14 protein-coding genes are annotated in these 14,330 nt (G+C 63.8%); 2 read left to right on the plus strand and 12 right to left on the minus strand.

Features of this window, described 5'->3' with window-relative positions; translation table 11 throughout:
* Positions 1-15 precede the first annotated feature (15 nt).
* The 9 genes from hflC to QN085_RS23190 form a co-directional block, all read right to left on the minus strand.
* Positions 16-885, minus strand: coding sequence for a protease modulator HflC (gene hflC, locus QN085_RS23150; RefSeq protein ID WP_013974432.1), 870 nt, complete (start codon positions 883-885; stop codon positions 16-18).
* Positions 885-2,066 (minus strand): FtsH protease activity modulator HflK, encoded by a 1,182-nt coding sequence (gene hflK, locus QN085_RS23155; RefSeq protein ID WP_024087812.1) that lies wholly within the window; start codon positions 2,064-2,066, stop codon positions 885-887. Before hflK ends, hflC begins: the two co-directional genes overlap by 1 nt.
* 96 nt (positions 2,067-2,162) lie before the next feature.
* Positions 2,163-3,464: a ribosome rescue GTPase HflX gene (gene hflX / locus QN085_RS23160; protein WP_023663497.1), complete on the minus strand. Its 1,302-nt coding sequence runs from the start codon at positions 3,462-3,464 to the stop codon at positions 2,163-2,165.
* A gap of 12 nt (positions 3,465-3,476) precedes the next feature.
* Positions 3,477-3,737 carry an RNA chaperone Hfq gene (gene hfq / locus QN085_RS23165; protein WP_003258160.1) on the minus strand — a complete coding sequence of 87 codons (261 nt, stop codon included), beginning with the start codon at positions 3,735-3,737 and terminating at the stop codon, positions 3,477-3,479.
* Between the two features lie 94 nt (positions 3,738-3,831).
* Positions 3,832-4,803: a tRNA (adenosine(37)-N6)-dimethylallyltransferase MiaA gene (gene miaA, locus QN085_RS23170; protein WP_023663498.1), complete on the minus strand. Its 972-nt coding sequence runs from the start codon at positions 4,801-4,803 to the stop codon at positions 3,832-3,834.
* A 1-nt stretch (position 4,804) separates the two neighbouring features.
* Entirely contained in the window at positions 4,805-6,700 is a 1,896-nt protein-coding gene (mutL, locus tag QN085_RS23175; RefSeq protein ID WP_013974437.1) for a DNA mismatch repair endonuclease MutL, read from the minus strand.
* Positions 6,697-8,127: an N-acetylmuramoyl-L-alanine amidase gene (locus QN085_RS23180; RefSeq protein WP_013974438.1), complete on the minus strand. Its 1,431-nt coding sequence runs from the start codon at positions 8,125-8,127 to the stop codon at positions 6,697-6,699. Before QN085_RS23180 ends, mutL begins: the two co-directional genes overlap by 4 nt.
* Positions 8,128-8,138: 11 nt before the next feature.
* The gene (gene tsaE / locus QN085_RS23185) at positions 8,139-8,597 is read right to left on the minus strand and encodes a tRNA (adenosine(37)-N6)-threonylcarbamoyltransferase complex ATPase subunit type 1 TsaE (protein WP_206695211.1); all 459 of its coding nucleotides are present in this window, start codon (positions 8,595-8,597) and stop codon (positions 8,139-8,141) included.
* 2 nt (positions 8,598-8,599) lie between these two features.
* A complete protein-coding gene (locus QN085_RS23190) occupies positions 8,600-9,460 on the minus strand; it encodes an NAD(P)H-hydrate dehydratase (RefSeq protein WP_024087813.1) in 861 nt (286 codons plus the stop codon).
* 65 nt (positions 9,461-9,525) lie between these two features.
* On the opposite strand from QN085_RS23190, the gene queG reads away from it, so the two are divergent.
* Positions 9,526-10,590: a tRNA epoxyqueuosine(34) reductase QueG gene (gene queG / locus QN085_RS23195; RefSeq protein WP_013974441.1), complete on the plus strand. Its 1,065-nt coding sequence runs from the start codon at positions 9,526-9,528 to the stop codon at positions 10,588-10,590.
* 107 nt (positions 10,591-10,697) lie between these two features.
* On the opposite strand, the gene QN085_RS23200 is transcribed toward queG, so the two are convergent.
* Together QN085_RS23200 and orn are read right to left on the minus strand one after the other, a co-directional pair.
* Positions 10,698-11,309 (minus strand): trimeric intracellular cation channel family protein, encoded by a 612-nt coding sequence (locus QN085_RS23200; RefSeq protein WP_013974442.1) that lies wholly within the window; start codon positions 11,307-11,309, stop codon positions 10,698-10,700.
* A gap of 100 nt (positions 11,310-11,409) precedes the next feature.
* Entirely contained in the window at positions 11,410-11,952 is a 543-nt protein-coding gene (gene orn / locus QN085_RS23205) for an oligoribonuclease (RefSeq protein WP_013974443.1), read from the minus strand.
* 143 nt (positions 11,953-12,095) lie between these two features.
* On the opposite strand from orn, the gene rsgA reads away from it, so the two are divergent.
* The gene (gene rsgA, locus QN085_RS23210; RefSeq protein WP_013974444.1) at positions 12,096-13,127 is read left to right on the plus strand and encodes a small ribosomal subunit biogenesis GTPase RsgA; all 1,032 of its coding nucleotides are present in this window, start codon (positions 12,096-12,098) and stop codon (positions 13,125-13,127) included.
* A gap of 189 nt (positions 13,128-13,316) precedes the next feature.
* Here the strand turns inward: rsgA and motB are convergent, their stop codons facing one another.
* A complete protein-coding gene (gene motB, locus QN085_RS23215; protein ID WP_013974445.1) occupies positions 13,317-14,330 on the minus strand; it encodes a flagellar motor protein MotB in 1,014 nt (337 codons plus the stop codon).

A 14,330-nucleotide genomic window follows, 5' to 3' on the forward strand; every position in this document is an offset into this window, starting at 1 on the left:
ATCAGGGCCTGAGCATCACGGCCTGCTCTTGTCCAGGAAGCGGAAGAACTCGTTCTTCGGATCCAGGACCAGCACGTCGCTCTTGCTCGAGAAGCTCTCGCGGTACGCCTGCAGACTACGGTAGAACGCATAGAAATCAGCGTCCTGGGTGTAGGCCTTGGCGTAGATGGCGGCCGCCTGGGCGTCGCCGTCACCGCGGGTTTCCTCTGCTTCGCGATAGGCCTCAGCCAGCAGTACGCGGCGCTGACGATCGGCATCGGCACGGATACCTTCAGCCAGCTCGTTACCCTTGGCGCGGTGCTCACGGGCTTCACGTTCACGCTCGGTGCTCATGCGGTCGAACACGCTGCGGTTAACTTCCTTCGGCAGGTCGATGGCCTTGACGCGCACGTCGACCACCTCGATACCCAGCTCCTTGGCGGCCATGCGGTTCAGCGAAGCAGTGATGTCAGCCATCAGCGCGTCACGTTCACCGGAAACCACTTCATGCAGGGTACGTTTACCGAACTGGTCACGCAGGCCGCTTTCCAGACGACGCGACAGACGCTCGTCGGCGATCTGTTTCATGCCGGATGTGGCGGTGTAGAAACGTTCGGCGTCCTTGACGCGCCACTTGGCGTAGGCGTCGACCATCACCGCTTTCTTCTCCAGAGTCAGGAACCGCTGGGTCGGGGCGTCGAGGGTCATCAGGCGGGCGTCGAACTTGCGCACCTGGTTCACGTACGGAATCTTCACGTGCATGCCCGGCTGTACATCCGCCTGGACTACCTTACCGAAGCGCAGCAATACCGCACGCTCGGTCTGGGACACGATGTAGAAGCTGTTCCAGGCCACGATGGCCAGGACCACGGCGGCGATCAGGGCGATCAGCGATCTGTTGCTCATCAGCGGCTCTCCCTAGTGCGCAGCGGCTGCTGTTGCTGTTGCAGGTCCTGCGCCGCACGGGCGGCCGCATCGTTGACCGATGGCGACACGCTGGTGGTCGGCGCGGACGGGTTGCGGCTGCCTTCGACCATCTTGTCCAGCGGCAGGTAGAGCAGGTTGTTCTGCCCGTCCTTGGTTGCCACCATAACCTTGCTCGAATTGCTGTAGACCTCTTGCATGGTCTCCAGGTACAGGCGCTGACGGGTCACGTCAGGTGCCTTGCGGTACTCGGCGACCAGCTTGGTGAAGCGGTCGGCCTCACCCTTGGCGCGGGCAATGACTTCGTCGCGGTAACCGTTGGCGTCCTCGATGATGCGCTGGGCCTGACCACGGGCTTCCGGTACCACGCCATTGGCGTAGGACTCGGCCTGGTTGCGGGCACGCTGCTCGTCTTCACGGGCTCGGATCACGTCGTCGAAGGCTTCCTGCACTTCACGCGGGGCAGCCGCGCTCTGTACGTTGACCTGGGTGACAGTGATACCGGTACGGTAGGTGTCGAGGAAACGCTGCAGGCGCTCGCGGATATCCACGGCCATCTGCTCACGACCTTCGGTCAGCACCTGGTCCATCGAGGTGGAGCCCACCACATGGCGCAGGGCACTCTCGGTCGCGTGCTGCAGGCTGACCTCAGGCTGGTCGACGTTGAGCACGAAGTCCTGCAGGTTGCTGATCTTGTACTGGACGGTCAGCGGTACCTCGACGATGTTCTCGTCTTCGGTCAGCATCTGGCCCTGCTTGGTATAGGCACGCTCGCGCGTGACGTTCTCCATGTACTTGCGATCGATCGGCGGGAAGTAGATGTTCAGGCCGGGGCCGACCGTCTCATAGTACTTGCCGAAGCGCAGCACCACGGCCTGCTCCTGCTCGTCCACCACGTACACGGCGCTGTACAGCCAGATAGCAGCCAGCACCGCCAGGCCGATGCCCAGCAGGCCCAGGCCACCGCCCTTGCCGACATTGCGGCCACCGCCGCCACGTTTCTTGCCACTGCCGAACATGCCGTTCAGGCTGTCCTGCAATTTGCGGAAGGCCTCGTCCAGGTCCGGTGGACCTTTCTTGTCACCACCGCCGCCACCGCCATTCCGGCGACCGCCCCAGGGATCCTGATTGTTCGAGTTGCCACCCGGCTCGTTCCAAGCCATAGCGCTCTCCATCTGATAAAGCAAAGACGCGCCCACGGCGCGCCGTCCAATGCTACAGAATGCCTGTCACTGCTGCCCGGCGACCTCGACGAGCATTTATTGCAAAGTGTGTTGCTCGACAAACACTTGCGGCTCCATGCCTTCGCGGCTGACCAGGCGATTCAGTTCGACCATGGGCAGTCGCACGCTCAGCAGGCTGCGCCCTTCTTCATCATGCTCTTCACTCTGCACGGCACCCAAGGCAAAGAATTGCGCGCGCAAGCGGGCAAAACGCTGCTCCAGACACAGGGTACCGACAAACAGATCATCCCCCAGCAACTCGGCAATCGCCTGGCCGACCAACTCCAGGCCACGCCCATCGCGTGCCGATACCCAGACCCGTTCCGGCTTGCCATCGGCATTGCGCTGGATCTGCGGCTCGACATCTTCGAGCAAGTCGAGTTTGTTATACACCTCGAGGATCGGCAACCCTTCGGCGCCAATCTCGCCCAACACCGCCAGCACCTGCTCGATCTGCTCCATGCGCTCCGGCTCATGGGCGTCGATCACATGCAGCAACAAGTCGGAGTTGCTCGACTCTTCGAGCGTAGCCCGAAATGCCTCGACCAGCTTGTGCGGCAGGTGGCGAATGAAGCCCACGGTGTCGGCCAGCACGATCGGCCCCAGGTCGGTCAGTTCGAGCCGGCGCAGGGTCGGGTCGAGGGTGGCGAACAGCTGGTCCGCGGCATACACCTCGGATTCTGTCAGGGCGTTGAACAGCGTGGACTTGCCGGCGTTGGTATAACCCACCAGCGATACCGACGGAATGTCCGCACGCTTGCGCCCGCGGCGTGCCTGCTCGCGCTGGCTGCGCACCTTCTCCAGGCGTGACTTGATCTGGCGAATGCGCACCCGCAACAGGCGGCGGTCGGTTTCCAGCTGGGTTTCACCCGGGCCGCGCAGGCCGATACCTCCCTTCTGTCGCTCAAGGTGGGTCCAGCCGCGCACCAGCCGCGTGCTCATGTGCTCGAGCTGGGCCAGTTCGACCTGCAGCTTGCCTTCATGGGTGCGCGCCCGTTGGGCGAAGATATCGAGGATCAGCCCGGTACGGTCGAGCACACGACACTCGAACACACGCTCGAGGTTGCGCTCCTGACTGGGCGTGAGGGTGTGATTGAAAATCACCAGGTCTACCTGTTCGGCATGGACCAGGTCGTGCAACTCTTCGACCTTGCCACTGCCAATCAGGTATTTGGCGGAAGGCTGATGCCTTGCCACCGTGACCAGCGAGACGATGTCGGCACCGGCCGACAATGCCAGTTCCTGAAACTCCTGCGGGTCTTCGCGCGCCTCAGGGTTCTGACCTTCCAAGTGAACGAGCAACGCCCGCTCACCACCACCGTGGCGCTCAAAGAACAATGCAGGCTCCTATCAGGCGTTGCCTGGCTCGCTGTCGCCATGTTCGGAATCGGACGGGCTTGGCAGACGAACCGGACGGGCAGGAACCACGGTCGAGATGGCGTGCTTGTAGACCATCTGGCTGACGGTGTTCTTCAGCAGTACCACGAACTGGTCGAAGGACTCGATCGAACCCTGCAGTTTGATGCCGTTGACCAGATAGATGGATACCGGGACCTTTTCTTTTCTCAAGGTGTTCAAGTAAGGGTCTTGTAGCGAATGCCCTTTTGACATATGCCGCACTCCTGTAAGGATAAATAATAGAAAATCAAGAAAATCGATAAATTAGGCCGCCCCTTCGCAAGAATAGACGGCAATCAGCAGGGACTCAGCTCAATATGGAGATGGCCCCAAGGTATTTCAAGGTGCGGGACAGATTGTCGCAGGCCAGGCTGTCAAGCCAGTGTACTTCAGGCCAGCCACGCAACCAGGTGAACTGCCGCTTGGCCAGCTGCCTGGTGGCAATGATACCGCGTTCACGCATCTCATTCTCAGTCAGCTTGCCGTCCAGGTAATCCCAGACCTGCCGATACCCCACTGCCCGTATAGACGGCAGCCCGGCGTGCAAGTCACTTCTGGCTCGCAGCGATCGGACCTCGTCGACGAAGCCCTGTTCCAGCATCTGTGAAAATCGTAACGCAATTCGCTGATGCAAAATGTGACGATCTGTAGGAGCAATCGCCAAACTCGCGACAGTATAGGGCAAATGTCCGCCAGCGCCTGCGTCTGCGCCGCGACTTTCCGCGAATTGACGCTGTCGATGTGCCGTCATGCTCTCGCCACTCACCCGGTAAACCTCCAACGCCCTGATCAATCGCTGCGGGTCGTTGGGGTGGATACGCGCCGCCGACTCAGGGTCAACCTCGGCCAACTGGCGGTGCAACTCGGCCAGCCCCAGCGCTTCGGCCTGGGCTTCCAGCTCGGCACGCACCGCGGCATCGGCCGCCGGCATATCGGCCAGGCCATCGATCAACGTCTTGTAATAGAGCATGGTGCCGCCCACCAGCAACGGGATCTTGCCGCGTGCGGTGATCTCGGCCATGGCTTCCAGGGCATCGGCACGGAACTGCGCAGCCGAATAGCTTTCGGCCGGGTCGCGAATGTCGATCAGCCGGTGCGGGTGGGCGGCGAGGATTTCTTTGGAGGGCTTGGCCGAACCGATGTCCATGCCGCGGTAGACCAGCGCCGAATCGACGCTGATCAGCTCGCACGGCAGTACTTTGGTCAGCTCGATGGCCAGGTCGGTCTTGCCGGCCGCCGTCGGGCCCATCAGGAATATTGCAGGGGGCTTGCCGCTCATTTCATCGACCGCGCAGGAAGAGTTTGTCCAGGTCGTCCAGGCCCATCTGGGTCCAGGTGGGGCGACCATGGTTGCACTGGCCGCTGCGCTCGGTGTTTTCCATGTCACGCAGCAGGGCGTTCATCTCGGGGATCGCCAGGCGCCGGTTGGCGCGCACGGCACCGTGACAGGCCATGGTACCGAGCAGCTCGTTGAGGTGCGCCTGGATACGGTCGCTGGTGCCGTATTCCATCAGGTCGGCGAGTACATCCTGCACCAGGCGGTTGGCCTCAGCCTGCTTGAGCAAAGCCGGGATCTGGCGGATAGCCAAGGTCTCGGGGCCCAGACGCTGCAGTTCGAAACCCAGCCGTTGGAACCACTGCGCGTGCTCTTCGGCGCAGTCTGCTTCACGCTGGCTCAGGGCCAGGGTCTCGGGCACCAGCAGCGGCTGGCCGCTGAGGCCTTCGCTGGCCATGGCCACCTTGAGGCGCTCGTACATGATGCGCTCGTGAGCGGCGTGCATGTCTACCAGCACCAGGCCAATGGCATTCTCGGCCAGGATGTAGATACCCTTGAGCTGCGCCAACGCGTAGCCCAGCGGTGGAATATCGCCCTGGCTTTCAGGCAGCGTCGTCGGCACCGCGCCGTCATCCAGCGGTTTGTAGAACTCGCGATACACCGCCTGTGCCTCGGCGGCCGGCAGCGGCTGCGAGGGGCGCGGCGTGTACTGATACTGGTAACCCGCACCACTACCACCGCTGGAGAATGACTGCTGCGGGCCACGCGGCTGCTCGAGCACCGGCGAGGCCAGGCGCATTTCGCCCTGGGGGCCGAACTCACCGGCCTGCTGGCCCGTGGCGCGGACCACTTCGGGTACGGCAGCTGGCGCCGCCAACTGGTCTTCAGGGCGCACATCGGCCAGGGCGCGATGCAGGGTGCCATACAAGAAGTCGTGAACCGAGCGCCCCTCGCGGAAACGCACTTCGTGCTTGGTCGGGTGCACGTTGACGTCGACGCCGTTGGGCTCCAACTCCAGGAACAGCACAAAAGTCGGGTGCCGACCATTGAACAGCACGTCGCGGTAGGCCTGGCGCACGGCGTGGGCGACCAGCTTGTCGCGCACCGCACGGCCGTTGACGAAGAAATACTGCAGGTCTGCCTGGCTGCGCGAGAACGTCGGCAGGCCGACCCAGCCCCAAAGGCGCAGGCCGTTGCGTTCCACGTCGATCGGCAGCGCCTGCTCCATGAAGCCCGGGCCGCAGATGGCGCCCACCCGCCGCGCACGGGCGGTTTCATCGTGGGCCTCATGCAGGCTGAGGATGCTCTTGCCGTTGTGGCGCAGGTGGAAGCCGACATCGAAGCGCGCCAGCGCCAGGCGCCGTATCACTTCCTGCAGGTGATCGAATTCGGTTTTCTCGGCCTTGAGGAACTTGCGCCGGGCCGGGGTATTGAAGAACAGGTCGCGCACTTCCACCGAAGTACCCACCGGATGCGCCGCCGGCTGCACCCGCGGTGTCATGTCCCGGCCTTCGGTTTCCACCTGCCAGGCCTCGGTAGCGCTGGCGGTACGCGAGGTCAGGGTCAGGCGCGCCACCGAGCTGATCGAGGCCAGGGCCTCACCACGAAAGCCCAGGCTCAAGACCCCTTCCAGGTCCTCCAACTCACGGATCTTGCTGGTGGCGTGACGGGCCAGGGCCAGCGGCAGGTCGTCGGCGGAGATGCCGCTGCCATCGTCTCGCACTCGCAGCAGCTTGACGCCGCCCTGCTCAACTTCCACGTCGATACGCCGGGCGCCGGAGTCCAGGCTGTTCTCCAGCAACTCTTTGGCGACAGAGGCCGGCCGCTCGACAACCTCGCCGGCGGCAATCTGGTTGGCCAGCCGCGGGCTGAGCAGCTGGATGCGCGAACCGCCACTCATTGCGAGGCCAACGTGGTAGCAGGGATATCGAGGCGCTGGCCGACCTTCAGCTCATCGGTCTTGAGGCTGTTGGTGCTGCGCAGGCTGGTGACGCTGACCTGGTAGCGAACGGCAAGCATCGCCAGGGTCTCTCCTGGGCGCACCGTGTGCTCACGCGGGCCAGCGGCGATCTTGCCGGTGTCGCGCAGCCAGGCGATGTAGGTGCCCGGCGGCGGGTTCTGCTGGAAATACTGGCGCACACCGGTATGGATCGAACGGGCCAGGGCCTGCTGATGGCTGGCGGTGGCCAGCTTGGCGGCTTCGTTGTTGTTCGAGATGAACCCGGTTTCAACGAGGATCGACGGGATATCCGGCGACTTCAGCACCATGAAACCGGCCTGTTCCACCCGCTGCTTGTGCAGGGAGGTAATGCGGCCCATGTTGCCCAGCACCTTCTGCCCGACATTGAGGCTGGAGCTGAGCGTGGCGGTCATCGACAAGTCGAGCAGCACGCCGGCCAGCATACGGTCCTTGTCGTCGAGGCTGACGTTACCGGCACCACCGATCAGGTCGGAACGGTTTTCCGTGTCGGCCAGCCAGCGCGCAGTCTCGGAGGTAGCGCCGCGGTCGGACAGGGCGAACACCGAGGCGCCAAAGGCGGCGCGGGACGGCGCGGCGTCGGCGTGGATCGAGATGAACAGGTCGGCGCCCTTCTTGCGGGCGATTTCCGTGCGCTTGCGCAGTGGGATGAAGTAGTCGCCGGTACGGGTCAGCTCGGCCCGGAAGCCTTTTTCGCTGTTGATCTGGCGCTGCAGTTCCTTGGCGATCTGCAGCACGATGTCTTTTTCATGCTGGCCACGCGAGCCGGATGCCCCCGGGTCTTCGCCGCCGTGACCGGCGTCGATGGCAACCACGATGTCACGCTTGCCGTTGGGAACCGGCGGCAGCTTGATGGCAGGCTGAGCCGGGGTCACCGGTACTGCTGGCGTGGTTGCAGGCGTTGGTGCCGGAGTCGGGGCCGGAGTCGGCGCGCTGGCCGCGATGGCGTCAGCCTCCTGGTCGTACAGGTCGACCACCAGGCGGTTGCCGTACTGGGCATTGGGCGCCAGGGTGAAGCTTTTTGGGGTGACCGACTTTTTCAGGTCGACCACCACACGCAGATCGGTCGGTGTGCGCTGGGCCGAACGCACGCTGCTGATCGGCGTATTGGAGGTAGCCACGTTCAGTGGCGCGGCCAAGGTCGCGCCATTGATGTCGATAACCAGGCGATCAGGTGCGCTCAGGGTGAAGACGCTATGCTGCACGGGGCCAGACAGGTCGAAGACCAGCCGCGTGTTGTCCGGCGCGCGCCACAGGCGCATGCTCTTGACTTGAGTGACGGCCAGAGCGTCAACGGTCACCGTTGTCAGCAGCAGCCCAACGATGGCGACCAGTGCGCGTATGCGCATACCTACCCCACTTACTGTTTATAGTGTTCGGCCAGTGCCACGCACCAGGCCTCGCCGCGAGCCCCCTGCGGCGAAAGGTTCAGCGAGCGTCCGCCCGCTTGGGGGCTTATGGTAATGGTCAGGTCGGGCTTTGGCAAAACGCCCGCACCCTTTTGTGGCCACTCGAACAGGCACAGCGGGTCGCCCTCGAAATAGTCACGAATGCCCATGAACTCCAGCTCTTCCGGATCGACCAGGCGATACAGGTCGAAATGGAACGCCCGCACCTCACCGATCTCGTAAGGCTCGACTACGGTGAAGGTCGGACTTTTCACTGCACCAGTATGGCCCAGGCCACGAATCAGGCCACGCGACAGCGTGGTTTTGCCCGCGCCCAGGTCACCTTCCAGAAAAATCACGCCGTGACCGCCGGTCACCTCGGCCAGTTGTGCGCCGAATTTGACCGTGGCCGCTTCATCGGCCAGAAACAGGTTTAAGCCAGACACGCAGAATGCTCCTCCAACAACTCACGAATGACCGGCGCCAGATCGCTGGCAGCCAGGCCTCTACCTTTTACGCCCAGACGCTCGCCGGCACAGGCGTGCAGCCATACCCCCAGCCCCGCGGCGTGCCAGGCATCCAGGCCTTGGGCCAACAGCGCCGCCAGCACGCCGGTCAGCACATCGCCCAGGCCGGCACCGGCCATGGCCGGGTGGCCACGTTCGCACAACAGCAGTTGCCCGGCCGGGTCGGCTACCAGAGTGCCAGCCCCCTTGAGCACGCAGACGCTGTTGTAACGCCGCGCCAACTTGCGTGCAGCGCCCGGGCGATCCGCCTGTACAGCCTCGGTGGAAATGCCCAGCAGCCGCGCTGCCTCCCCTGGGTGCGGGGTAAGGATGCTGCCACTGGGCAGGGCCAGCGGGGTGCGCGCCAGCAAGTTCAGGGCATCGGCGTCCCACACCTGTGGGCGTTCGGCATTGGCCACCGCCGACAGCAGGCTGCGACCCCAGGCCGCCTGACCCAGGCCTGGACCGACCACCAGCACCGAAGCGCGCTCCAGCACGCCCATCAGCTGGTTGGCCGAACTGGCGCCCAGGCACATGACCTCCGGCAGGCGCGCCAGGCTGGCAGTCACGTGTTCGGGCCGGGTCGCCACACTGACCAGCCCCGCGCCACAGCGCAGGGCGGCTTCGGCACTGAGCAGCACAGCGCCGCCGGTACCAAGGTCGCCACCGACCACCAGTACATGGCCGAAGTCGCCTTTGTGGGCATGCGCATGACGTGCCGGCAGATGCGAGACAGTCACGCTGCTGAGCAATTGAGGGGTATGGCTGGGGTGTTTGGTCTGCGGCATGGGGTCAAAGGCTCCAATGTCTGGCAGAATTATACGCACCTGAGCCCGTATTGCCTTGCCCATCCATGTCCGTCTGTACGCCTGACCTCGCCCAACTGGCCCAATCCATCAAGATTTGGGGCCAAGAACTCGGTTTTGCCCATGTTGGCATCGCCGGGGTAGACCTTGGCGAACACGAACACCACCTGCAGCGCTGGCTCGACGCCGGCTACCAGGGCGAGATGGATTACCTGGATGCCCACGGCAGCAAGCGTGCACACCCAGAGCAACTGATCCCTGGCACGGTACGCGTGGTATCGCTGCGCATGGATTACCTGCCGGGCGACACACAGATGGCGCAGCGCCTGGCACAGCCCGAAAAAGCCTACGTATCGCGCTACGCCCTGGGCCGGGATTACCACAAGCTGGTGCGCAAGCGCGTGCAGTTCCTGGCCGATCGCATTCAGGAAGCCATCGGCCCGTTCGGCTACCGCGCCTTCGTCGACAGCGCTCCGGTGCTGGAAAAGGCCCTGGCCGAGCAGGCCGGGCTGGGCTGGATCGGCAAGAACACCCTGCTGCTCAACCGCAAGGCGGGCAGTTATTTCTTCCTCGCCGAGCTGTTCGTCGACCTGCCGCTGCCGGTGGACGAAGCCACCACCAGCGAACATTGCGGGCGCTGCCAGGCCTGCCTGGACATCTGCCCGACCCAGGCCTTCGTCGGGCCGTACGTACTGGATGCTCGGCGCTGCATCTCCTACCTGACCATCGAACTGCGGGGGCCGATCCCCGTCGAGTTGCGTTCGAAGATGGGCAACCGGGTGTTCGGTTGCGATGACTGCCAGATCGTCTGCCCGTGGAACCGCTTTGCCAGGCACAGCCAAGAGCAGGATTTCCAGCCACGGCACGGGCTGGAGAATGCCGAGTTGGCGGAGATGTTCCTGTGGGATGAAAGGACCTTCCTGCGCAAGACCGAAGGCGGGCCATTGCGCCGGGCCGGGTATGAGCGCTGGTTGCGCAACCTGGCGGTGGGGCTTGGCAATGCGCCATCGACAATCCCGGTGATCGAAGCGCTGAAGGCGCGGCGCGAGGATGCCTCGGAGCTGGTGAGGGAGCATGTGGAGTGGGCGCTGGCGCAGCACGGCATTTCGTAGCCCCCTGTGGGAGCGGGTTTACCCGCGAAGAAGCCACCGCGGTGGATGGCACGGGCTGCGCCCGTGTTCGCGGGTGAACCCGCTCCCACAGGGGGCGCATGTCAAAGCTACTGCTGGTCGTTGTAGTGGAACTTGGGCATTTCCCAATGGAACCGAATCGCCAGCAGCCGCACCAGGAACCCGCCAAACAAGGTCAGCAGCATCGCCTGCTCCGCCGGCACCTTGAAATACACGCACCCCAGGTAGAACCACGCCGCGGCAAACGACACGCTGGCGTACAGCTCGCGGCGGAACACCAAGGGAATATCGTTGCAGAAGATATCCCGCAAGATCCCGCCGAATACCCCGGTGATCACCCCGCTGATCGACGCCACCAGCATGCCCTGCCCCATCTCCAGCGCGGTCATGCAGCCGATCAGGGTAAAGGCCACCAGCCCCAGGGCATCGAGCACCAGGAACAGCGAGCGCAGGCGGCGCATCATCGGCGCGATGAAAATGGTCAGCAGCGCCGCACAGCTGGTCAGCACCAGATATTCAGGATGCTTCACCCAGGTCAGCGGGTAATGCCCGAGAAGCACGTCACGCACCGAGCCGCCACCCAGGGCAGTGACGCAGGCAATCAGCACCACGCCGAACCAGTCCATGCCGCGGCGGCCTGCAGACAATGCGCCGGTCATGGCTTCGGCGGTGATGGCGATGAGGTAGAGCATCAACAACATGGTGCGGGGTCCGTGCGGGCGTGCGAGAAAGGCGCGCAGTCTAACCAGTTGCCCATGGCACCAAAAGAGGGCGCAGATACAATATCTGCGCCTTTTCGGCTCACACCTTGATGAAGTGCTCGCGATAGTGGCGCAGTTCGGCGATCGATTCGCGGATGTCGTCCAGCGCCAGGTGGGTGTTGCCCTTCTTGAAGCTATCACGCACATCAGGTGCCCAGCGTGCAGCCAGCTCCTTCAGGGTCGAGACATCCAGGTTGCGGTAGTGGAAGTAGTTTTCCAGGTTGCGCATGTGCCGGTAGAGGAAGCGGCGGTCCTGGCAGATGCTGTTGCCGCAGATCGGCGACTTGCCTTTCGGTACCCACTGCTCCAGGAAGGCAATGGTCTGCGCCTCGGCTTCGGCCATGTCGACCTTGCTCTCGCGAACGCGCTGGGTCAGGCCCGAAGCGCCATGGGTGCGGGTGTTCCACTCGTCCATGCGCGCCAGCACTTCGTCACTGTGGTGGATGGCGATCACCGGCCCTTCGGCCAGGGTGTTCAGTTCGCTGTCGGTGACGATGGTGGCCATCTCGATGATGACGTCGCTGTCCGGATCCAGGCCGGTCATTTCCAGGTCGATCCAGATCAGGTTCTGTGGGTTTTGCATGCGGGGGCTCCTCGTATAGGCCGTCATAGTAGCGTAGTGGCCAAGGCACGCCCATTCACGGTGCGAAGGTAAGCCAAATGGTCCGGCGCCTGGCGTGCTAAACTGCCTGCCGTTTTCAACCTGCCCCCACGCACGGAACCTTCATGGCCAAACGCCAGCTCAATCGCCGCCAGAACTGGCGCATCGAAAAAATCCAGAACGAGCGCGCCGCGCGTGCGGCCAAACGCGAACAGCACGTGCTGCAGGAACTGGAGGGTGGCGACCTTGGGCCAGAGCAGTTGGGCCTGGTGATTGCGCACTTCGGTGTGCAGGTAGAAGTGGAAGCCCAGGACGGCGAAGCCGCGGGCCAGGTGTTCCGTTGCCACTTGCGCGCCAACCTGCCGGCGCTGGTTACCGGCGACCGCGTGGTATGGCGGGCGGGCAACCAGGGAATTGGCGTGATCGTCGCGCAGATGCCGCGCAGCACCGAGCTGTGCCGGCCTAACAACCACGGCCAGCTGAAGCCGGTGGCGGCCAACGTCGACCTGATCGTGATCGTCTTTGCCCCCGCGCCCGAACCGCACCCCAACCTGATCGACCGTTACCTGGTGGCCGCGGAGCACGCTGGCATTCGCCCGCTGCTGCTGCTGAACAAGGCCGACCTGATCAACGAAGAGAACGGCCCGGGCCTGCATGCGCTGCTGGAGGTTTACCGCGAGCTCGGCTACCCGCTGCTCGAGGTCTCGGCACATCACGGTGACGGCATGCAACGCCTGCAGCAGATGCTCGACGGCCACATCAGCGTGTTCGTCGGCCAGTCGGGGGTGGGCAAGTCGTCGCTGGTCAACAGCCTGCTGCCGGAGGCCGGCACCCGTGTCGGCGACCTGTCGGAATGGTCTGGCCAGGGTACCCACACCACCACCACCGCGCGGCTGTACCACTTCCCCAATGGTGGCGACCTGATCGACTCACCGGGCATCCGCGAGTTCGGCCTGGGTCACGTCAGCCGCAGTGATGTGGAGGATGGTTTCATCGAGTTCCGCGACCTGTTCGGCACCTGCCGCTTCCGCGACTGCAAGCATGATCGCGAACCGGGCTGCGCGCTGCTCAAGGCGCTGGACGAGGGGCGTATCAAGCAGCAACGGATGAACAGCTACCGCTCGATCATTGCCAGTTTGCCGGAAGACGCTTACTGACCGCTTGCTCCACGGGTTCTGCGCCGGCTTCAGCCGCGGCGCGATCCTGTGGGAGCGGCCTTGTGTCGCGAATGGGGCGCGCAGCGGCCCCAGATATCAGCATTAATGCAAATATTGCCGGGGCCGCGTTGCGGCCCTTTCGCGACACAAGGCCGCCCCCACAAGGGACCACGCAAGACGAAAAAGGGTTTACTGGTCCTTGGCCTCATCCATCTTCAGCGTCCCCTCTTCGAAGATGTTCAGCTTCTGGCGCAATTCACGCGGCTGCATGGGGGCCTGCCCGGCCTCCCCTGGCGCCGCCGGTGCCGCAGCGGCCGGCGGCGCGGGCTCGGCAGCCGGTGCTTCCGGCGCGCCCTGCTCGCCTTCGATATTGCGCTGGGCTTTTTTGGTCAGCACGATGATGTCGATGCGGCGGTTGACCGGGTTGAACGGGTCCTTGCGGTCGAACAGCGACGACGAGGCATAACCCACCACCCGCGCCACCTGGCCATCCGGGTAGCCGCCGGCCACCAGTGCACGGCGCGCGGCGTTGGCGCGGTTGGCCGACAATTCCCAGTTGCCGAACTCGCCACTGCCGGCATAGGGCTTGGCGTCGGTGTGGCCACTGATGCTGATCTTGTTCGGCACCGCCTTGATGGTGTCTGCCATCGCCAGCAGGATGTCCTCGAAGTACGGCTGCAGGCGCGCGCTGCCAATGTCGAACATCGGCCGGTTCTCGGCGTCCATGATCTGGATGCGCAGGCCGTCCTGGGTGATCTCGAACAGGATCTGGTCCTTGAACTTCTGCAGTTGCGGGTTCTCTTCCACCTTGTTCTGCAGTTCCTGCAGCAGCAACTCCAGACGCTCACGCTCGACCTGCTCGGCCATGGTCTCCACCTGGTCCTTGTCCAGCTGAATGCTGGTATCAGGCGTCGGCTCCGACTTGGCTTCGGGGTTGATGGTCTTTTCCGGCGCCAGCTGAGGCGAGCCGCCCAGGTCGATGACGTAGGGCGTTCCGCTTTCCGAGAAGCCGATCGGGTCCTTGAAGTAGCCGGCAATGGCGATCTTCTGTTCCGGGGTGGCCGTGGACAACAGCCACAGCACCAGGAAGAACGCCATCATCGCCGTGGCGAAGTCGGCGAAGGCGATTTTCCAGGCGCCGCCGTGGTGGCCGCCGCCAAAGCGCTTGACGCGCTTGACGATGATGGGCTGATTGTTCTCCAT

Source organism: Pseudomonas sp. M2(2023) (genome assembly GCF_030263955.1).
Classification (GTDB): Bacteria; Pseudomonadota; Gammaproteobacteria; order Pseudomonadales; family Pseudomonadaceae; genus Aquipseudomonas; species Aquipseudomonas asiatica.